The sequence below is a fragment of the Cryptosporangium sp. NPDC051539 genome, assembly GCF_044454545.1.
In the GTDB taxonomy this organism is placed as follows: Bacteria; Actinomycetota; Actinomycetes; order Mycobacteriales; family Cryptosporangiaceae; genus Cryptosporangium.
Genome location: NZ_JBITDV010000008.1, coordinates 390225 through 408690, shown reverse-complemented (window position 1 = coordinate 408690; position 18466 = coordinate 390225). Strand labels below are relative to the sequence as shown.

The following is an 18466-nucleotide window of genomic DNA, read 5'->3' as shown; positions in this document are numbered from 1 at the left end:
GGAGCCGAAGGCGGACGGCGCTTCTCCCCGGACCGCGCGGGTAGCGCAGAATCAGCCGGGTGACTCCTCTTCACTTGCGGGGCGTGGTTCTGCCGGACGACGTCGAGCGCGACGTCTGGGTCGTCGGAGACCGGCTGACGTTCGAGCCGGTTCCGGACGCGGAGACCGTGGCCTCGGGAGGCTTTCTGCTGCCCGGCCTCGTCGACGCGCACTGCCACCCCGGCATCGCCCCGGGCGGCGCCGTCACCGAGGTCGCCGAGGCCAAGCGGCTCGCCCTGATCGACCGCGACGCCGGGGTGCTGGCGATTCGCGACGCCGGTTCGCCGATCGACTACCGCGAGCTCGACGACGACCCCGACATGCCCCGGCTGATCCGGGCCGGGCGTCACCTGGCGCCACCCCGCCGGTACATCCCCGGGCTGGCGGTCGAGTGCACACCGGCCGAGTTCGTGGAACAGGCCGCGATCCAGGCCAAGGCCGGGCACGGCTGGATCAAGATCGTCGGCGACTGGATCGACCGCGGCGCCGGAGATCTCGGCCCGACCTACGACGACGCCACGTTCGCGGCCGCCGTCGCCGCGGCCCACGAGGCCGGCGCGCGGGTCGCCGTGCACACGTTCAGCGAGGACGCGTTGCCCGGGCTGGTCGCGGCCGGTGTCGACTCGATCGAACACGGCACCGGGCTGTCCACCGCCCTGATCGACACGATGGCGGCGAACAACACCGCGCTGGTGCCGACGATGACGAACATCCTCACGTTCGGCGGTATCGCCGAACAAGCCCAGGCGAAGTTCCCGGAGTACGCCGACCACATGCGGCGCCTGCAGGCCGGCTTCCCGGCGGTGGTGCGGGCCGCGTACGAGGCCGGCGTGCCGATCTACGTGGGCACCGATGCCGGCGGGGGAGTCGCGCACGGCCTGGCCGCGAGCGAGATGCTGCTGCTCGCCGACGCGGGCATGTCCCCGATCGACGTCCTCGCGGCGGGTTCGTGGGGTGCCCGCGCCTGGCTCGGCCTGCCCGGACTCGAGGAGGGCGGCCTCGCGGACGTCTGCGTCTACGCCGAGGACCCGCGCCACGACCTGCGCGCGCTGCGGTCCCCGAGCCGCATCGTCCTGCGGGGCCGAGTGATCGCCTGACGGTTACTCGGTCACGGTGCGTGGGCGCGACGCCCTAAGATCTCGGGGCATGGCAAAGGCTCCCGTTCTCACCCCCCAGGGCGAGGACTTTCCCCGCTGGTACCAGGACGTGATCGCGAAGGCCGAACTGGCCGACAACGGGCCGGTCCGCGGCACGATGGTGATCCGACCGACCGGGTACGCGCTGTGGGAACGGATGCAGCGCGAGATGGACGACCGGATCAAGGTCGCCGGCGCGCAGAACGCCTACTTCCCGCTCTTCATCCCGGAGTCCTACCTCCGCAAAGAGGCCGAACACGTCGAGGGGTTCAGCCCCGAGCTCGCGGTCGTCACCCACGCCGGGGGCAAGCAGCTCGAAGAGCCGGTCGTCGTCCGCCCCACCTCCGAGACGATCATCAACGCGTCGTTCTCGAAGTGGGTGCAGTCCTACCGCGATCTCCCGCTGCTCGTGAACGCGTGGGCGAACGTCGTCCGCTGGGAGATGCGCCCCCGGGTGTTCCTGCGCACCACCGAGTTCCTCTGGCAGGAGGGGCACACCTGCCACGCCACCCAGGACGACGCCCGCGCCTACGCCCGCGGCATCCTGCACAACGCGTACGAGGACTTCATGGTCAACGTGCTCGCGATGCCGGTCGTCGTGGGGCGCAAGACGGCCAGGGAGCGGTTCGCCGGTGCGATCAACACGATGACGCTCGAAGGCATGATGCGCGACGGCAAGGCGCTGCAGATGGGCACCAGCCACGAGCTCGGCCAGAACTTCGCCAAGGCGTTCGACGTCCAGTACCTGTCCGCGTCCGGCGAGCGGCACCACGTCTGGCAGACGTCCTGGGGTACCTCGACGCGGATGGTCGGCGGCCTGATCATGGGCCACGGCGACGACCACGGGCTGCGGCTGCCGCCCCGGCTCGCGCCGACCCAGGCCGTCGTCATGGTGGTCAAGGACGGCGAGGGCGTCGGTGAGGCGGCGGCCGCGCTGGTCGCCGAGTTGCGCGGGGCCGGCGTCCGCGTCGCTCTGGACGACCGGACCGACACCCCGTTCGGCCGCCGCGCCGTCGACGCCGAGCTCAAGGGCGTCCCCGTCCGGGTCGAGGTCGGCCCGCGCGACCTCGTCGACGGCAACGTGACCGTCGTCCGACGGATCGTGGGGACGAAGACCCCGACGGCGGTGGGCGCGACCGCGAGTGCCGTCACCTCCGCCCTCACGGAAGACCAGCAGGCCCTCTACGACGAGGCGCTCGCGCGCCGCGAAGAGAAGACCGCGGACGTCACCACGATCGAGGACGCGATCGACGCGGCCGCCACCGGTTGGGCGCGGATTCCGTGGGCGACGCTCGCCGAAGGCGGCGAGAACCGGCTGGCGCAGGACGCGATCACGGTCCGCTGCCTGGTCCGGCCCGACGGCTCGGTGCCGGAGTCGGACGACGAGCCCGGCGTGGTCGCGATCGTCGGCCGGTCGTACTGATGTCGTTCGAACCCGGCCGGACCGTGCTGGTCCGGCACTGCCGGGCCGGCGTCGTCCAGGCCGTGCGGCCGTGCACGGTCGTCTCGGACGACGCCGACGGGGTGCTCCTCTGGCTGGCCAGGGACACCCCGACCCGGGTGTCGCTCTTCGAGGACGACCGGCCGGTCCGGGACGTCCCGCTGGCCGAGCGGTTCACCCGGCCCTGGCACACCGGCCCGGGGGTCTGGGCGGGCACCAGCGTCCTGGAGTGGATCCCACCGGGGGCGCCCTGGCACACCGTGTACTGGTTCTTCGACAGCGCGGGCCGGTTCCGCAACTGGTACGTGAACGTCGAGACGCCCCCGGTGCGCTGGGCCGGTGGGTTCGACTCCGACGACCTGGAGCTCGACGTCGTCATCGCGCCCGACCGCTCGTGCGTGCTGAAGGACGACGACGAGCTGGAGGCGGCGGTCGAGGCGGGCGACCTCTCGCCGCGGGTCGCGGAGCGCACCCGGCTGGAGGCGTCGGCGGCGATCGACGCCGCCACCTCGGGCCGGCCGCCGTTCGACGGCCGCTGGACCGACTTCGTTCCGGTCGCGTCGTGGGTGCGTCCGGAAATGCCTTCCGGCTGGGATCTCCCGGCCGTCTCGACGCCGGCCGAGGCCCTGCTGAGCCGCACTTCGTGACGTCCGCCGAGGCCCGGCCGAGCGTCCGGCGGCGGCCTAGCCGAGCGTCCGGCGGCGGCCCGCCGGAGCGTGAGGCCGCGGCCCGACGGCCCGATTCGGAGCATCGGCCGCGGATCTGGCAGAATAGGCGTCTGAACTGACCACCGTGTGGGCCCTCTATCCCACCCACGGTGTGCGGTCCGCCGGGTCGGCGCACCATCGTCCCCACGTGGCGTCGGCGGCCCAACCCGTACCGGAACCCAGGAGCATCCACACCAGTGGCCACCAAGATCAAGTTGCTGCGCCTCGGAAAGATCCGCGCGCCGCACTACCGCATCGTTGTCGCCGACGCCCGCACCAAGCGCGACGGACGGGTCATCGAGACGATCGGTAAGTACCACCCCAAGGAAGACCCGAGCTTCATCGAGGTCGACTCCGACCGGGCGCAGTACTGGCTGGGCGTCGGCGCGCAGCCGACCGAGGCCGTCGCGGCGATCCTCCGGGTCACCGGCGACTGGCAGAAGCACAAGAACGAGCCGGCTCCGCCGCCGATGAAGGTCGCGGCGCCGAAGGCCGACAAGAAGGAAATCTTCAACCAGATCGCGCGTCAGTCGGCCGACGGTGCCCCGGTGGCCGACGCGACCACGCCGAAGAAGAAGGCCGCCAAGAAGGCGGACGCCGACAGCGCTTCCAGCAGCACGGCTCCCGCGGAGTCCTGACGTGGTCCTGCCGGCAGCGCTGGAACACCTCGTCCGCGGCATCGTCGACAACCCGGACGACGTCCGGGTCGACCTGGTGCACGGCCGCCGGGGAAAGGTACTCGAGGTTCGGGTCCACCCGGAGGATCTCGGCAAGGTGATCGGCCGGGGTGGCCGTACCGCGAAGGCCCTGCGTCAGGTGGTCACCGGAATCGGTGGCCGGGGCGTGCGGGTCGACGTGGTCGAGACCGACCAGCGCTGACCCGTGCAACTGGTGGTGGGGCGAGTCGGGCGTGCCCACGGCATCCGTGGCGACGTCTTCGTCGAGGTGCGTACCGACGATCCGGATGATCGGTTCGCGGCCGGGTCGGTGCTGGTCACCGACCCGGCCGACGCCGGTCCGCTGACGGTGGCTGACGCGCGGTGGCACTCGGGCAAGCTCGTCGTGCGTTTCGACGGGTCCGACGACCGGAACGCGGCCGAGCGGTTGCGCGGGCTGCTGCTGGTCGTCGATTCCGACGATCTGCCGCCGTCCGACGACCCGGACGAGTTCCACGACTACGAGTTGGTGGGGCTGGCGGTCTTTTCCGTGGAGGGCGCGTCGCTCGGGTCGGTGGTGGACGTGATCCACAGCGCCGCGGGCGAGATCCTGGTGCTCTCGGTCAACGGGGCCGAGCGCCTCGTGCCGTTCGTCCGCGAGATGGTGCCGACGATCGACGTCGCCGGCGGCCGGGTCGTGGTCGATCCACCGGAGGGGCTGTTCGACCTGTGAAGATCGACGTCATCTCGATCTTCCCGGGGTATCTGGCGCCGCTGCGGGAGTCGTTGATCGGCAAGGCCGTCGAGCGTGGCCTGATCGAGATCGGGCTGCACGACCTGCGGTCGTGGACGCACGACGTCCATCGGACGGTCGACGACTCGCCCTACGGTGGCGGTCCCGGGATGCTCATGCGTCCGGAGCCGTGGGGCGCCGCCCTGGACACGGTGGCGCCGGTGGGCGGGCCGCAGCCCCGGTTGGTGGTCCCGTCGCCGGCCGGGCGTCCGTTCACCCAGGCCCTGGCGCGCGAGCTCGCCGCCGAACCCTGGTTGCTGTTCGCCTGCGGACGCTACGAGGGCATCGATTCGCGCGTGGTTTCGTATGCCGCCGACCGGATGGTGGTCGACGAGGTGAGCCTCGGCGACTACGTGCTGGCCGGCGGCGAGGTCGCGGTTCTGGTGATGGTGGAAGCCATCGGGCGGCTGCTCCCCGGCGTGCTGGGGAACGCGGCCTCCCACCAGCAGGACTCGTTCTCGGACGGTCTGCTGGAGGGACCGGCGTACACCCGTCCGGAGGTCTGGCGGGATCGTCCGGTGCCCGACGTGCTGCTCTCCGGGCATCACGCGGCGATCGCCCGGTGGCGCCGGGACGAGTCGTTGCGTCGTACGGCGGCGAGGCGTCCGGATCTGCTGTCGGGTGTGGCGCTGGACGATTCTGATCGCAGGGTCTTGGCGGAGGCCGGGTTTCCGGTTACCCCGAAAGATGTGGCACTCTAGGAGAGTTGCCGCTGACGCCATCGGCGTTTCAGCGTGCCCTGCTCCGTCACTAATGCAGTCACGACGAGTTACAACGAGGAAAGCGAAGTCCGCGATGAACACCCTGGATGAACTGGACGCCGCGACTCTGCGTTCCGACATCCCGGCCTTCCGGCCCGGCGACACCCTCAAGGTGCACGTCCGCGTCGTCGAGGGCAACCGGTCCCGTATCCAGGTGTTCCAGGGTGCGGTGATCCGGCGGCAGGGTACCGGTGCACGCGAGACCTTTACGGTCCGCAAGGTCAGCTTCGGTGTCGGCGTGGAGCGCACCTTCCCGGTGCACACCCCCGTCATCGAGAAGATCGAGGTCGTCACCAGGGGTGACGTCCGCCGCGCCAAGCTCTACTACCTCCGTGGTCTGCGCGGCAAGGCCGCCAAGATCAAGGAGAAGCGCGAGACCGCTGGAGCCTGAGTCGGCGGACTCCGGCGTCGCGGCGTGACTGCGCCCGATCGGTTCGGCCGCTCCGATCCCGGAGCGGCCGACGGTCATTTCGACGAGCTGGCTCGTCGGCTGGGGCGCAGTCAGCGTGCCAACCCGTCCCGTGCGACCTCTGCTGGTCGCGACGGGTCGGGTTCTCTTGTTTGGCCCGGTGATCCGGTGCCTTCTGCTCGTGAGCCGCTCGCGGATGAACAAAACGGCCGTCCCGGCCGTGATCCCGGTGTGGGAAGAATGGGCGGCGTTGAGCATCTTCCGGCCGATCGATCCGGTCGGCGTCCGGACGGTCGCTCCGGCGACGGCCGGGGCCAGCGGCGTCCCGACCCCAACTACGACCCCTATGCGGACGCTCCGCGCTCGCCGGTGGACGGCTACGCGCCACGCTCGCCGGTCGACGGGTACGCGCCGCGCTCGCCGGTGGACGGGTACGCGCCGCGGTACCGGGAGCCGGAGCGCTATCCCGAGCCGGAGCCGGATCGCTATCGGCCCGAGGACGACTCGGCGTACTACCGGCAGACCTACGGACAGCCGCGGCCCACGTCGTCGGGGGGATCGTCATCGGGCGGGTCGGCGTCGGCCGACCGGGCCGGTGGCCGCCATCGGGCCGGAGCGCGGCCGTACGCGGGCGCGGCGACGAACCGCAACCGTCGGCGGGCGCTGCCGCTCTGGCAGGAGATCCCGCTCCTCCTGATCATCGCGTTCGTGCTGGCGACCGTCATCAAGACGTTCGTGGTCCAGGCGTTCTTCATCCCGTCCGGCTCGATGGAACGGACGCTGCTGGTCAGCGACCGCGTGCTGGTCAACAAGTTCGTCTACGACCTGCGTGAGCCGCGCCGCGGCGAGGTCGTGGTGTTCCGGGGCACGGATTCGTGGGTCCCGGAGAACGCGGTCGCCCAGAAGACCGGCACGCTGGCCACCGCCGGCCGGATGGTCGGTGGCCTGGTCGGCGCCGCACCCCCGGACGAGAAGGACTTCGTCAAGCGGGTGATCGGCGTCGGCGGCGACACCGTCCAGTGCTGCGACAAGAACGGCCGGGTACAGGTCAACGGCGTCTCGCTGGTCGAGCCGTACGTGTTCGAAGACAACCCGCTCGACGAGCGTCAGTTCGGGCCGGTGAAGATTCCCGCCGGTCGGCTGTTCATGATGGGCGACCACCGGGCCGCGTCCGCCGACTCCCGGGTGTACCTGAACGACCAATGGCGCGGAACGATCCCGGTCAACGCCGTCATCGGGCAGGCCTACGCGACGGCCTGGCCGATCTCACGCTGGAGGTTGCTCCAGACTCCCGATACTTTCGGCAATGTTCCGACCGCTCTCGGTGAGCCTGGCCGGTCTCCGGTCCGCCCGGCCGGAGCAGGGGTTTTGCTGGTTTTCCCGCTGCTGTTCGGTCCGTTCGGGGTGGTGAGTGTCGGACGTGCCCCCAGGTGGCTGTTGCGCCCAGATTCGCTCCGACACCGTAGGCTGCGTAGGTGATGCCCGAGACCTCCCGTCGGAAACAGCGGTCATTCTGGATCGAGCTTCCGATCCTCCTTCTCGTCGCGGTGATCGTCGCCGTGCTGGTTCGGACGTTCCTGGTACAAACCTTCTACATACCGTCCGGATCGATGGAAACCACGCTCCTGATCAATGACCGGGTGCTGGTGAACAAAATGGTTTATCGCTTCCGCGAGCCGCGGCGCGGCGAAGTAGTGGTGTTCGTGCCGCCCAAGGAGTGGGACGCCGGGCCGAGCAAGGACGACTACATCAAGCGCGTCGTCGCGGTCGGCGGTGACAAGGTCGTGTGCTGCGATGCGTCCGGCAAGATCACGATCAACGGCCGTCCGCTGAACGAGGACTACCTCTACGAGGACGACGTCCCGTCGGCGCAGCCGTTCGACCTCACGGTCCCGCAGAACCGGTTGTTCGTGCTGGGTGACCACCGGTCGGCGTCGGCCGACTCGCGGTTCCACACCGATTTCAAGAACGGCACGATCCCGGTCGACGCGGTGGTCGGGCGCGCCTTCGTGATCTTCTGGCCGTTCGGTCACGTCTCGACGCTTCCGGTGCCGAAGGGGTACAACGCGATTCCTGCGCCGTCGGGTGGCTGAGGAGCTTCTGGCGGCGGGTTCCTCGCCGCCGGCCGGAGCGCCGCCGCAGCCGTGGCGGCTCTCCGGGCGGCTGCTGGTCCTCGACCCGGCCGATCGACTCCTGGTCATCCGGTCCCGGGACCCGGACTATCCGGAGCTCGGGGAGTGGTGGGAGGTCCCGGGCGGTGGCGTCGACCCGGGTGAGGACACGGTGGGTGCCGCACTCCGCGAGGTGCTGGAAGAAACCGGGATCGAGCTTTCCCGCGAGGTCGTCGCCCCGGTGACCTGGCACTGCGAGATGACGTACTGCTGGCTGGGGCGTCGGCGCTGGTCCCGGCAGGCGATCCACCTGGCTCGCCCGGACTCCACGCCGGAGCCGGTCGCCGCACTCCGGTACACGCCGGAGGAGCGGGAGACGTTCCTCTCGGCCGAGTGGGTGCCGGCCTCCGTGCTCCCTCGGATCCGGACGTTCCCGGACGGCGTGGCGGCGGGGCTGGCGGCACTGGCCGCCGGGACGTCGATCGACACGGGGTTCGCGGTCTGGTGCTGAGCCGGTCTGGTGCTGAGCGGGTCCGGTCGGTCGCCGGAGGCGACGCCGGTCGCGGGTAGCGGCTAGGCTCGGGTGCCGATGGACAACTCGATTCCGCGGCGGGCGGCCCGGGTGCTCGTGCTCGATGGCCGCCGGGTACTGCTGTTCCGCTGCACCAGCGCACACCGGCCGCAAGACGGCCCCTGGTGGATCACCCCGGGTGGCGGCCTGGAGTCCGACGAAGACGTCCGCACCGGAGCGGTACGCGAACTCGCCGAAGAGACCGGGCTGGTCGTGGCCCCGACCGAGTTCGAGGGGCCGGTGTTCGAAGAAGAGATCGAGTACTCGACCTCCACCGGTCGCCAGCGTCAGCGGCAGCAGTACTTCGTCCTGCGGCGGCCCGAGTTCGCGATCGACCGAGCGTCCCAGACCGAGTGGGAGCGCGAGTTCATGGGTGAAGCCCGCTGGTGGAGCAGCACCGAACTGCGGGCGACCACGGAGACGGTCTACCCTCCGAATCTCGCCGATCTGCTCGACGGGCTGAAGAAGGAGGCCTGACGTGCTCGTCCCCCCGCGCGCGGTGGTCCGCCGCGACGGTGGTCTGTACGCGCTGGAACGGACGCTGCGCCGGCGCGGTTTCATCCGCGTCGCCGGTGCCGACGAGGCTGGTCGTGGTGCGTGTGCCGGTCCGCTGGTCGTCGCGGCCGCGATCCTGCCCCCGGGACCGCGCGGCGAGGTACCGGAGCTGGCCGACTCGAAACTGCTGACCCCGGCTGCCCGCGACCGCGTCTACGACGAGGTCGTCAAACGGGCCGAGGCGTTCTCGGTCGTCGTGGTCCCGCCCGGCGAGGTGGACGCCCGGGGCCTCCATCGCAGCAACATCGACGCGATGCGCCGATCGGTGGAACAGCTGGCGGTCCGGCCCGACTACACGCTCACCGACGGGTTCAGCGTCGCCGGGCTGGGCCTGCCCGGGCTCGCGGTCTGGAAGGGCGATCGGGTGGCCGCCTGCATCGCCGCGGCGAGCGTCCTGGCGAAAGTGACGCGAGACCGGATCATGACCGATTTGCACGAAACATATCCCTGGTATGACTTCGCCCAGCACAAGGGTTACGTGACCGCGGCGCACGCGGAGGCGCTCGCGCTGCACGGTCCGTGCCCCGAGCACCGGATGTCGTACGCGAACGTCGCAGCGGCGGGACGCGGGGCTGGCGCTCTGGTGTCGGTGGCGGTGAGCCACAATGGTCGGGTGGAGGACGACGCATGAGCGCTGAGGATCTCGAGAAGTACGAGACCGAGATGGAGCTGCAGCTCTATCGCGAGTACCGCGACATCGTCCGCCAGTTCTCCTACGTCGTGGAGACCGAGCGCCGCTTCTACCTCGCGAACTCGGTCGACCTGCAGGTACGCAACGCCGACGGCGAGGTGTACTTCGAGGTCGCGATGTCCGACGCCTGGGTCTGGGACATGTACCGGCCGGCTCGATTCGTGAAGAACGTCCGGGTCGTGACGTTTAAGGACGTCAACGTCGAGGAGCTCGACAAGCCCGACATCTCGCTGCCGGGCGGCGGTTCGTTCGGTTCCTGACGCTCGTTCCTGGGTAGGGCAGGGCCATGGACGAGGCTCGTGATGTCAGCGCGACCGAGCGGCAAGCACCGGGGGAGACCCCGGACAGCAACCCCGTGGCCGACCCGATGGACCCCACGGCGCGGGAACGGGTGGGTGACCTGCCGCCGACCATGCCGGAGCCGGCCCGGACCGGCGAGGGCGAGCAGGCCGATCCGGTGGACGCTCCGGCCGGGGGAGCCGGTGGGGTGCCGCCGGGCACCGCTCCCGAGGTGGCCGCCGCGCTCGGGACGTCCGAGTCCCTGGAGCCGGTCGACGGCGTGCACACGCCGGACGTCGGGCCGGGGGGTGAACAGTTCGACACCGCGTCCCGGCCGCTGACGCAGCGGCCGGAGGCGGCTCGCTAGCGTCCTAGTCGGCGGGCATTTCCAGCGGGGTCGCCAGGTCGGCGTGGGCGTACGTGGCGAAGGACTCGTACAGCTCTTCGAACTTGAGCAGGGCCGCGACGAACTCCTGTTCGCGTTCGGTGTCGCGCGGGGCCCGGGAGAGCCGGGCCGCGTAGTAGTTCACGGTCGGGACGTGCATGAGCAGGTCCGAGAGCCTCCTCGAGGCTTCCGGGCCGCCGTGCGCGGACACCCCGGCCAGCAGCGGCGCTGACCGATCGATGTCGGGCGGCAGGAACTCGGCGTTCTCGCCCCGCCCGACCTTGCCGTACTCCAGCCGGGCGGCGTCCGCGTACTCGAGCGCCCCGGTGTAGGCGTCCCGGCGCTCGTCCTCGCGGGCCATCAGCACGGCCTGCCGATGGCCCGCGGTGATCACCTCGGAGATCTGACGATGGCCCCGGCGGGCGATTCCGATCGCGGTCGCCGCGCCCAGCAGCGCGACCAGGAGACAGACCCCGGCGACGGTGCCTAGTGAGACCCATTCGTCCGTCATAGTCGGTAAGAGTAGTAAGTCCGATCTATTTCCACTGTTCGATACCACCGCACGGGGTGGCGTGCCGTTCTCCACAGGCCCGTGGGTTGTCCCCAGGGTAGGGATTCCGGCCCTGCACCGGCCCTCGCTCGAACGCACTCTGGACGCCGTTCGCAGGCGATCGGAGGGCACTGACCATGGGGGCGAAGCAAGCCGTCGGCGCGTACGGCGAGCGGGTGGCCGTCCGCCATCTCCAGCAGGCCGGGCTCACCGTGCTCGACCGGAACTGGCGCTGTTCCGACGGTGAGCTCGACATCGTGGCCCGTGAGGGCGACGCGCTGGTGTTCTGCGAGGTCAAGACCCGGCGCTCGGGCCGGTACGGCGTCCCGGCCGAGGCGGTGGTGGCGGCCAAGGTCGTCCGGCTCCGGCGGCTGGCCGCGCAGTGGATCCGGGCGTCCGGGCTCCATCCGGGCACCGTGCGGTTCGACGTGGTGAGCGTCCGGCCGCAGCGGTCCGGCGCGGCGCACGTCGAGCACCTGCGTGGGGCGTTCTGATGGCCGGGTTCGCACGGGCGTTCGCCGTCGGCCTGCACGGCGTCCACGGGCGGGTGGTGGAGGTCGAGGCCCATCTCGCGCAGGGGCTGCCCGGGCTGGTGATCACCGGCCTGCCCGACGCCGCGGTGACCCAGGCGCGCGATCGGGTCCGGGCCGCGGTCCTGCACTCGGGCCAGCGCTGGCCCGATCAGCGGATCACCGTCGGCCTGGGGCCGGCCTGGCTCCCGAAACACGGCACGAGCTTCGATCTGGCGGTGGCCACCGCCGTGCTGACGGCGGCCGGCGTCGTCCCGCCGGTGTCGCTCGAGGGCGTGGGGCTGATCGGCGAGCTCGGGCTCGACGGGCGCATCCGGCCGATCCGGGGTGTGTTCCCGGCGGTCGCCGCCGGCGCCCGGGGCGGGCTCGCGCGGTTCGTGGTGCCCGCGGGCAATTGGGCCGAGGCCGAACTGGTGCCGGGCGTCGAGGTGATCGGCCGCGCCACGCTGCGGGGTGTCCTGGCGCTGCTCCGGGGCGAGGAACTGCCCGCTGACGACGCGGCGACCGAGCCGCCGGCCGTCCGGGCCCGTTCCGTCGTACCGGCCGAGCCGCCCGGCGACCTGAGCGATGTCGTGGGCCAGGAAATCGGTCGGCGGGCGGTCGAGGTCGCGGCCGCGGGCGGCCATCACCTGGCGATGTTCGGGCCTCCGGGGTCGGGCAAGACCATGCTCGCCGAGCGCCTGCCGGGCGTCCTGCCACCGCTGGCCGAGGACGCGGCGCTGGAGGTGACCGCCGTGCACTCGATCGCCGGCACGCTTCCGGTCGGCTCCGGGCTCGTCCGTCGTCCGCCCTACCAGGCGCCGCACCATACGGCCACGGTGGCGTCGCTCGTCGGGGGTGGTACCGGGCTGGCGCGGCCCGGTGCGGTCTCGCTGGCCCACCACGGCGTGCTGTTCCTCGACGAGAGCCCCGAGTTCACCCCCAAGGCCCTGGAGGCTCTGCGTCAGCCGGTGGAACGGGGCGAGGTCGTGCTGGCCCGGTCCGGTGGGATGGTCCGGTACCCGTCCCGGGTCCAGCTCGTGCTGGCGGCCAACCCGTGCCCGTGCGCGAGCCCGGCCGGTGACCGGGCCTGCACGTGTACGGCCAACGTGCGGCGTCGCTACCTCGGCCGGTTGTCGGGCCCGTTGCTCGACCGCATCGACCTCCGGGTGATGCTGCTGCCGGTCGCGTCGGCCGCGCTCTACGCCGGCCTCGACCGGCCGGAGCCGACCGTGGTGGTGGCCCGCCGGGTCGTCGAGGCCCGCAGCGCCGGACACGACCGCTGGGGGCATCTCGGCTGGTTCGCGAACGCCGCCGTACCGGGCACGGCATTACGTGCGGAGTGGCGTCTGCCCTCGATCACCACGGCCGCCGCCGCCCGGGCGGTCGACACCGGCGAGCTGTCGGCCCGGGGCTACGACCGCGTCCTGCGGATCGCGTGGACGCTGGCCGATCTCGCCGGGCGGGCGGTGCCCGACAACGGCGACGTGAACGAGGCGTTGGAGCTGCGCCGAGGGGTGATGGCGGCGTGAGCACCGATCCGGGCTTCCGGGCGGCCGAGCGGCTCGCCTGGGTGGCGCTGAGCCGTCTGGTGGAGCCCGGGCGGCGCACCGTGCTCAGCGCGACCGCCGCGGGTGCCGCCATGGTCGTCGAGCGGGTGCTGGCGGGCGCGCGAGACCGCGTCAGCAGCGGCCTGCGCAACCGTCTGGCGGGTGTCGACCCGTGGGAGCGGGCCGAGGCCGACCTGGCCGCCGCGGCCAGGGCCGGCGTCCGGGCGATCACCCCGGCCGACCCCGACTGGCCCGCCGAGGCGCTGGCGCCACTCGCACCGGTCGCCGAGGCCGAGGCCATCGACGTCGCGCCGCCGCTGTGCCTCTGGGTACGCGGCCCGCTGGATCTCTCCACGGCGTTCCGGCGCTCGGTCGCGATCGTGGGCGCACGGGCGGCGACCGCGTACGGAAAGCACGTCGCGGGCGAACTCGGGTACGGCCTCGCCCAGCGCGGCTGGGTGGTCGTGTCCGGCGGTGCGTTCGGCATCGACGGCGCCGCCCACCGCGGTGCCCTGGCCGGGCCGGGTGCCACCGTCGCGGTGCTGGCCGGCGGCGTCGACGTGCCGTACCCGTTGGCGCACGCCGGAATGCTCGACCGGATCGCCGAGGACGGCCTGCTGGTCAGCGAGGTGCCGCTGGGGGAGTCGCCGCAACGGCACCGGTTCCTGACCCGCAACCGCCTGGTGGCGGCCTTCGGAGCCGGCCTGGTCGTCGTCGAAGCCGGGGCCCGCTCGGGTACCAGCGTCACCGCCGAACGCGCGCACCAACTCGGGCGCGTCCTGATGGCGGTCCCCGGCCCGATCACGTCGTCCCAGTCGGTGGGGACCCACCGGATGATCCGCGACTACGGGGCGGTGCTCGTGACGTCGGCCGCCGAGGTGATCGAGGAGGTCGGCCCGATCGGAGGCGTGCCGGGCGACACCGGCCAGCACGATCCGGCTGGCCCACACGATCCGGCCGGCCGGCGCGATCCGGCCGGCTGGGACGCGTCGATGCCTGCCTGGCGGGACGGCCGACGCCGAGAGGAGCTGCCGGGCGCACTCCAGGCCGTCCTGGAGGCCATCCCGGCCGGCCGAGCCGTCTCGATCGAAGACATCGCGCTCGCCGGTCGCCTGCCCCCGACCGAGGTGCGTCGCGCCCTCCCGACCCTCCGGTCGGAGGGCTACGTCCGGGCCGTGAAAGACGGCTACCGCCTCACCGAGGCGGGCCTGGGCCCACCCACGTTCGCCGCAGCCGACAGCGGGGGCGGCGAGACGTGGAACGACGCCGACTGGGGCACGACGCCCCCTCCCCGGCCGACCCGCCCTGACCAAGACCCCACCCTGACCAAGACCCCACCCTGACCAAGACCCGCCCTGACCGGGGCTCGTCCTGACCGGGGTCAGTCCTGAGCAGGCCCGCCCTGGGCGGTGCCCGTGCTGACCGGCGAGGACAGCCAGGGGGACGGCATCAAAGCTCAATCGGCGAGTTGCGCGGCAGTCTGTGCCAGTTGCGGCAGCACCTTCTCGCGCCACCCGGGGCCCATGCGGTTGAAGGCGTCACGGTCGGATTTCTGCTCGAAGTCAAATCCGCTGTGCTCGAAGAACAGCCTGGTGCCGTTGCCTTCCGCGGCCAGACGCCAGGTCAGCGTCCAGGTCTCGTTGAAGGTGTAGACCAGCTTCTCCTCGGGCACGGCTTCGAGGACTTCGCAGGGCACCGCTCCCCACCCAGGCATCTGGAGATGGAAGCGGTGGCCCACCGTGGGGACGATGTCGCCCGGCACCCACCAGCGGGCATGCAGTTCGGGGTCGGTGAGAGTGCGCCAGACCTTGCTCGGTGGTGCGGCGACGAACTGGTCGACAGCGATGGTTTGGGAGTTGGTGGTGGTCATTGGTCCTCCTCGGTGACATCGGCGAACGAGCGCAGCCGCTCGCGCCAGAACCGTTCGAATGGACGGAGCCAGTCGCCGACATGGGCGAGCGGCTCCGCGGTCAGTTGGTAGTGCCGGTGCCGGCCTCGGGGCTCGTCGTGCACCAGCGCTGCGTGTCGGAGCACCTGCAGGTGCTCCGCGACCGCCGGCCGGCTCAGGTCGAACTGGTCGGCGAGATCGCCCGCCGTCCGAGGTCCCTCCATGAGCAGTTGCAGCAGCCTGCGGCGAATCGGGTTCGCCAGGGCGAGGAAAACGTCGTCTTCAGCCACCGCGACAAAATACGTCGGAGATAGCCGACATGTCAACGATCTCCGACGCGTTAGCTCGGCAACTTCGGCTCAGATGTCCAGTCAGACCCTTGAGTCGTCGTCGTCGAACCGATCCGGACAAGTACCTACGGAACGCCCTCTGCCGGTGGGTCGGAGCGTGGGTGGGCCGAGCGTGGGTCGGCTTGAGCAGGGGGCTGCCTGAGCAGGCGGCTACCTGAACGGAGGTCGGCCCGAACGGGGCTCGTTCTGAGCGGGGCGTGTGCTGAATTCGTCCCAGCCCGGCGGTGGGCCAACCTGGGGTGGGCCGACCCTGGTGGTGGGCCGACCCTGGTGGTGGGCCGACCCTGGTGGTGGGCCGACCCTGGTGGTGGGCCCACCTGGCGGCGGGTCGGCTTGCCGGGGCGGGGTCGGACGGGGCACGGTCGGGGGCATGGCGCGTCACCGACCGCGCGTGGCGGAGCTGCGCGCCGCACTCCCGCCCGCGCTCGCGGAAGCCGTCGACGCCTTCGAGGTCTACCTCGAGCACGAACGGAGCCACCCACCGACGACACTCCGGGCCTACGTCGCCGACGCCGTCCTGCTGCTGGATCACGTCGCCCGCACCGGTGCCGACCAGATCGACGCGGTCGACCTCGCGTTACTCCGAAGCTGGCTGGCCCGCCAACGCAGCACCGGCGCCGCGCCGCGCACCCTGGCCCGGCGAGCCGCCGCCGCCCGTGCGCTCACCGCCTGGGCCCAGCGCACCGGCCGACGCCCCGACGACCCCGGGCGAGATCTGGCCAGCCCCAAACTCCCGGCCCACCTGCCCCGGGTCCTGGATGAACGCCAGGCCGCCACTCTCCTGGACGGCTCCCGAGCCGCTGCCCGTCTGGACGGCCGCCGCAAGCGCGCCGCCCGAGGTGTCAGCCCCTCGCCGGGCGGCGACCGCCCCCCGACCGCCGACACCCCGCCGGGGAGCGACCCGGTGTCGGGGGGTGGCCTGGCGTCGGCTGCCGCTACCTCGTCGGGCGACACGGCCGCAGGCGATGCGGCGGACGGTGCCCCCCGGGACGGGGGAGACCCGCTCACGGCGGCGGCCTTGCTCCGCGACTCGCTCGTGCTCGAGTTGCTCTACGCCACCGGCGTGCGGGTCAGTGAGCTCTGCGGACTCGACGTCGACGACACCGACCGGGAACGACGACTGCTCCGCGTCCTCGGCAAGGGCGGGCGCGAACGCAGCGTTCCGTACGGCGTGCCGGCCGAACGCGTCCTCGGCGACTGGCTCGAGCACGGACGCCCGCTGCTCGCCACCCCCCGCAGCGGCCCCGCGCTGCTGCTCGGCGTCCGGGGCGGACGCCTCGACCCCCGCACCGCCCGCCAGATCGTGCACGACCGTCTCCGCGAGGTGCCCGGCGCGCCCGACCTCGGCCCGCACGGCCTGCGCCACACCGCCGCGACCCACCTCCTGGCCGGCGGCGCCGACCTCCGCACGGTCCAGGAACTGCTCGGCCACGCGACGCTGGCCACCACGCAGATCTACACCCACGTCACCGTCGATCGCCTGCGCCAGGCCTACCGCCAGGCCCACCCCCGCGCCTGACCCCGCCGTCCCGACCCGAGCGGATCGCGCTCACCCAACCGAGCCCAACCCGGTCCACCCACGCGAGCCCGCCGACGCCCCGCGCCCCCGCGCTCCGCTCCGCTCCGCTACGCGGCCGCCGCCTGGTTCGCCTCGCGGCGTTCTGCCCCGTGGCGGCCTGCCTCGCCTCGGCGGCTCCGCCTCTCGCCCATCGCATGCTCGCCGGAGCCGGAGCCGGAGCCGGAGCCGGAGCCGGAGCCGGGGCCGGGGCCGGGGCCGGGGCCGGACCGGACCGAGGGCGGGGCGGGGCCGTCGAGGTGTCGGCTGGCCCGGATAGCGTGCGGGGGTGGCGGATGATCTGGTGCTCCTCAGCGACCCGGCGATCGCGGCAATCACCACCGTCGAGTCGGGCGAACCCGCAATCGACGCTACCGACCGCACGTCTCTCCGCGTCGATCGGCGCGAAGCCCGGTACAACCCGCTGCTCCACTACGTGCGCGCAGGGCTCCGCGAGCGTCTCGTCCGAGCCGAGGCCGGCCTGCCCCCGGGCGTGCACCTGCTGCTCGTCGAGGGGTATCGGCCGCCCGCCGTGCAGCTCCAGCAGTACACGGCCTACGCCGAGCTCCTGGGCGGACGATTTCCGGACTGGAGCCCCGACCACGTCCGCCGGGAGGCGTCGCGGTTCATCTCGCCGCCCGAGGTGGCTCCGCACTGCACCGGTGGCGCGATCGACCTGACGCTGTGCACCGGCGACGGCGCCGAGCTCGACCTGGGCACCGAGGTCAACGCGAGCCCGGTCGCCAGCGGCAACCGCTGCTACACCGCATCTCCCGACATCAGCGCCGAGGCGGCCGCGAACCGCCGGGTGCTCGGCGACGCCCTGACGGGGGCGGGGCTGGTCAACTACCCCACCGAGTGGTGGCACTGGTCGTACGGCGACCGGTACTGGGCCTACGCGAACGCCACCAGCGCGCGGTACGCACCGCTGGCCACCGATCAGGTCGTCACCGGGTAGAGGCGCACGCGCGCCGGGGCGAGCAGGGCCATCGGGTCGCGGTACGAGTCCGCGACGATCAGGCCCCAGTGCAGGCAGGCCGGTGCGGAACAGCCCGGATGACCCGCCACCAGCACGCCGAGCGGGGTTCCGGCGGCGACCCGGGCGCCGGCGCGCACCGAAGCGCGCAGCGGTTCGTACGTGGTGCGGGCGCCACCGGGATGGTCGACGCTCACCACGCTCCGGCCGCCCACCGGACCCGCGAACCGCACCACACCGGCCCCGGCGGCCAGCACGACCGCGCCCGGTACTCCGGCGAGGTCCACCCCCCGATGCCCGGCTCCGTACCGATCGAGCGGTGGCGAGAACCTCCGGACCACCGGCCCGTCCACCGGCACCCGCCACCCACCCGCCTCGACCACCGGCCCACCCGGCTCGCCGCCGAGAGGCTCAGCCACACCCGGCGACGCCGCCGGCATGCCCACCACTGCCGCGACCAGCACGGCACCCACCACCGACCGCACCCACGACCACCCAGGGCAAGCGTCCGCAAGAGGCATGGACGCGAGCGTGCCCGTCCGCCTCGGCCCGGT

23 protein-coding genes and 1 pseudogene are annotated in these 18466 nt (G+C 72.3%); 20 read left to right on the top strand and 4 right to left on the bottom strand.

Annotation, left to right across the window (positions count from 1 at the left end; all coding sequences use genetic code 11):
* Positions 1 to 59: 59 nt before the first annotated feature.
* From ACIBZJ_RS26130 to ACIBZJ_RS26060, 15 genes and pseudogenes are all read left to right on the top strand, one after another.
* Positions 60 to 1136 carry an amidohydrolase family protein gene (locus tag ACIBZJ_RS26130; RefSeq protein ID WP_395933919.1) on the top strand — a complete coding sequence of 359 codons (1077 nt, stop codon included), beginning with the start codon at positions 60 to 62 and terminating at the stop codon, positions 1134 to 1136.
* 49 nt (positions 1137 to 1185) lie between these two features.
* A complete protein-coding gene (gene proS / locus ACIBZJ_RS26125; RefSeq protein ID WP_395933917.1) occupies positions 1186 to 2598 on the top strand; it encodes a proline--tRNA ligase in 1413 nt (470 codons plus the stop codon).
* Positions 2598 to 3263 (top strand): DUF402 domain-containing protein, encoded by a 666-nt coding sequence (locus tag ACIBZJ_RS26120; protein WP_395933915.1) that lies wholly within the window; start codon positions 2598 to 2600, stop codon positions 3261 to 3263. Before proS ends, ACIBZJ_RS26120 begins: the two co-directional genes overlap by 1 nt.
* Positions 3264 to 3520: 257 nt before the next feature.
* Positions 3521 to 3961, top strand: a complete 441-nt coding sequence (gene rpsP / locus ACIBZJ_RS26115) for a 30S ribosomal protein S16 (RefSeq protein WP_395933913.1) — start codon at positions 3521 to 3523, stop codon at positions 3959 to 3961.
* A gap of 1 nt (position 3962) precedes the next feature.
* Entirely contained in the window at positions 3963 to 4202 is a 240-nt protein-coding gene (locus ACIBZJ_RS26110) for an RNA-binding protein (protein ID WP_395933911.1), read from the top strand.
* 3 nt (positions 4203 to 4205) lie between these two features.
* Entirely contained in the window at positions 4206 to 4712 is a 507-nt protein-coding gene (gene rimM / locus ACIBZJ_RS26105) for a ribosome maturation factor RimM (RefSeq protein ID WP_395933909.1), read from the top strand.
* Positions 4709 to 5473, top strand: a complete 765-nt coding sequence (gene trmD, locus ACIBZJ_RS26100) for a tRNA (guanosine(37)-N1)-methyltransferase TrmD (protein ID WP_395933907.1) — start codon at positions 4709 to 4711, stop codon at positions 5471 to 5473. Before rimM ends, trmD begins: the two co-directional genes overlap by 4 nt.
* Positions 5474 to 5567: 94 nt before the next feature.
* Complete coding sequence (gene rplS / locus ACIBZJ_RS26095) at positions 5568 to 5924, top strand: 50S ribosomal protein L19 (RefSeq protein WP_395933905.1); 357 nt, start codon at positions 5568 to 5570, stop codon at positions 5922 to 5924.
* Positions 5925 to 6587: 663 nt separating this feature from the next.
* A pseudogene (gene lepB, locus ACIBZJ_RS26090) lies at positions 6588 to 7421 on the top strand (signal peptidase I); the annotation flags it as partial.
* Complete coding sequence (gene lepB / locus ACIBZJ_RS26085) at positions 7418 to 8035, top strand: signal peptidase I (protein ID WP_395933903.1); 618 nt, start codon at positions 7418 to 7420, stop codon at positions 8033 to 8035. The pseudogene lepB (ACIBZJ_RS26090) and the gene lepB (ACIBZJ_RS26085), both read left to right, overlap by 4 nt.
* Positions 8028 to 8564: an NUDIX domain-containing protein gene (locus ACIBZJ_RS26080; RefSeq protein ID WP_395933901.1), complete on the top strand. Its 537-nt coding sequence runs from the start codon at positions 8028 to 8030 to the stop codon at positions 8562 to 8564. The genes lepB (ACIBZJ_RS26085) and ACIBZJ_RS26080 overlap by 8 nt, the downstream gene beginning before the upstream one ends.
* Positions 8565 to 8642: 78 nt before the next feature.
* On the top strand, positions 8643 to 9101 hold the full coding sequence (locus tag ACIBZJ_RS26075) for an NUDIX hydrolase (protein ID WP_395933899.1): 459 nt from the start codon (positions 8643 to 8645) through the stop codon (positions 9099 to 9101).
* Position 9102: 1 nt separating this feature from the next.
* Positions 9103 to 9810: a ribonuclease HII gene (locus ACIBZJ_RS26070; protein ID WP_395933897.1), complete on the top strand. Its 708-nt coding sequence runs from the start codon at positions 9103 to 9105 to the stop codon at positions 9808 to 9810.
* On the top strand, positions 9807 to 10130 hold the full coding sequence (locus tag ACIBZJ_RS26065) for a DUF2469 domain-containing protein (protein WP_142705304.1): 324 nt from the start codon (positions 9807 to 9809) through the stop codon (positions 10128 to 10130). The genes ACIBZJ_RS26070 and ACIBZJ_RS26065 overlap by 4 nt, the downstream gene beginning before the upstream one ends.
* Positions 10131 to 10156: 26 nt before the next feature.
* Positions 10157 to 10516 (top strand): hypothetical protein, encoded by a 360-nt coding sequence (locus tag ACIBZJ_RS26060; protein WP_395933894.1) that lies wholly within the window; start codon positions 10157 to 10159, stop codon positions 10514 to 10516.
* Positions 10517 to 10520: 4 nt separating this feature from the next.
* Here the strand turns inward: ACIBZJ_RS26060 and ACIBZJ_RS26055 are convergent, their stop codons facing one another.
* On the bottom strand, positions 10521 to 11045 hold the full coding sequence (locus ACIBZJ_RS26055) for a hypothetical protein (protein WP_395933892.1): 525 nt from the start codon (positions 11043 to 11045) through the stop codon (positions 10521 to 10523).
* A 176-nt stretch (positions 11046 to 11221) separates the two neighbouring features.
* On the opposite strand from ACIBZJ_RS26055, the gene ACIBZJ_RS26050 reads away from it, so the two are divergent.
* Genes ACIBZJ_RS26050 through dprA form a run of 3 tightly spaced genes read left to right on the top strand, consistent with a single transcriptional unit; the run spans position 11222 to position 14486 of the window.
* A complete protein-coding gene (locus tag ACIBZJ_RS26050) occupies positions 11222 to 11578 on the top strand; it encodes a YraN family protein (RefSeq protein WP_395933890.1) in 357 nt (118 codons plus the stop codon).
* The gene (locus ACIBZJ_RS26045) at positions 11578 to 13125 is read left to right on the top strand and encodes a YifB family Mg chelatase-like AAA ATPase (RefSeq protein WP_395933888.1); all 1548 of its coding nucleotides are present in this window, start codon (positions 11578 to 11580) and stop codon (positions 13123 to 13125) included. The genes ACIBZJ_RS26050 and ACIBZJ_RS26045 overlap by 1 nt, the downstream gene beginning before the upstream one ends.
* Positions 13122 to 14486 (top strand): DNA-processing protein DprA, encoded by a 1365-nt coding sequence (dprA, locus tag ACIBZJ_RS26040; protein ID WP_395933886.1) that lies wholly within the window; start codon positions 13122 to 13124, stop codon positions 14484 to 14486. The genes ACIBZJ_RS26045 and dprA overlap by 4 nt, the downstream gene beginning before the upstream one ends.
* 113 nt (positions 14487 to 14599) lie before the next feature.
* Here the strand turns inward: dprA and ACIBZJ_RS26035 are convergent, their stop codons facing one another.
* Positions 14600 to 15013, bottom strand: a complete 414-nt coding sequence (locus ACIBZJ_RS26035) for an SRPBCC domain-containing protein (RefSeq protein ID WP_395933884.1) — start codon at positions 15011 to 15013, stop codon at positions 14600 to 14602.
* The gene (locus ACIBZJ_RS26030) at positions 15010 to 15321 is read right to left on the bottom strand and encodes an ArsR/SmtB family transcription factor (RefSeq protein WP_395933882.1); all 312 of its coding nucleotides are present in this window, start codon (positions 15319 to 15321) and stop codon (positions 15010 to 15012) included. Before ACIBZJ_RS26030 ends, ACIBZJ_RS26035 begins: the two co-directional genes overlap by 4 nt.
* 430 nt (positions 15322 to 15751) lie before the next feature.
* Here ACIBZJ_RS26030 and ACIBZJ_RS26025 point away from each other — a divergent pair, with 430 nt between their 5' ends.
* Both ACIBZJ_RS26025 and ACIBZJ_RS26020 read left to right on the top strand, forming a co-directional pair.
* A complete protein-coding gene (locus ACIBZJ_RS26025) occupies positions 15752 to 16900 on the top strand; it encodes a tyrosine-type recombinase/integrase (RefSeq protein ID WP_395933880.1) in 1149 nt (382 codons plus the stop codon).
* Between the two features lie 325 nt (positions 16901 to 17225).
* The gene (locus tag ACIBZJ_RS26020) at positions 17226 to 17894 is read left to right on the top strand and encodes a M15 family metallopeptidase (protein ID WP_395933878.1); all 669 of its coding nucleotides are present in this window, start codon (positions 17226 to 17228) and stop codon (positions 17892 to 17894) included.
* Here ACIBZJ_RS26020 and ACIBZJ_RS26015 read toward each other — a convergent pair.
* Positions 17876 to 18433 (bottom strand): murein hydrolase activator EnvC family protein, encoded by a 558-nt coding sequence (locus ACIBZJ_RS26015; protein ID WP_395933876.1) that lies wholly within the window; start codon positions 18431 to 18433, stop codon positions 17876 to 17878. The genes ACIBZJ_RS26020 and ACIBZJ_RS26015 overlap by 19 nt on opposite strands.
* Positions 18434 to 18466: the final 33 nt, after the last annotated feature.

Coding starts and splice junctions, on each gene's coding strand:
- proS (WP_395933917.1), top strand. CDS start 1,186: ATGGCAAAGGCTCCCGTTCTCACCCCCCAGGGCGAGGACTTTCCCCGC.
- ACIBZJ_RS26120 (WP_395933915.1), top strand. CDS start 2,598: ATGTCGTTCGAACCCGGCCGGACCGTGCTGGTCCGGCACTGCCGGGCC.
- rplS (WP_395933905.1), top strand. CDS start 5,568: ATGAACACCCTGGATGAACTGGACGCCGCGACTCTGCGTTCCGACATC.
- ACIBZJ_RS26075 (WP_395933899.1), top strand. CDS start 8,643: ATGGACAACTCGATTCCGCGGCGGGCGGCCCGGGTGCTCGTGCTCGAT.
- ACIBZJ_RS26065 (WP_142705304.1), top strand. CDS start 9,807: ATGAGCGCTGAGGATCTCGAGAAGTACGAGACCGAGATGGAGCTGCAG.
- ACIBZJ_RS26060 (WP_395933894.1), top strand. CDS start 10,157: ATGGACGAGGCTCGTGATGTCAGCGCGACCGAGCGGCAAGCACCGGGG.
- ACIBZJ_RS26055 (WP_395933892.1), bottom strand. CDS start 11,045: ATGACGGACGAATGGGTCTCACTAGGCACCGTCGCCGGGGTCTGTCTC.
- ACIBZJ_RS26050 (WP_395933890.1), top strand. CDS start 11,222: ATGGGGGCGAAGCAAGCCGTCGGCGCGTACGGCGAGCGGGTGGCCGTC.
- ACIBZJ_RS26045 (WP_395933888.1), top strand. CDS start 11,578: ATGGCCGGGTTCGCACGGGCGTTCGCCGTCGGCCTGCACGGCGTCCAC.
- ACIBZJ_RS26035 (WP_395933884.1), bottom strand. CDS start 15,013: ATGACCACCACCAACTCCCAAACCATCGCTGTCGACCAGTTCGTCGCC.
- ACIBZJ_RS26025 (WP_395933880.1), top strand. CDS start 15,752: ATGGCGCGTCACCGACCGCGCGTGGCGGAGCTGCGCGCCGCACTCCCG.
- ACIBZJ_RS26015 (WP_395933876.1), bottom strand. CDS start 18,433: ATGCCTCTTGCGGACGCTTGCCCTGGGTGGTCGTGGGTGCGGTCGGTG.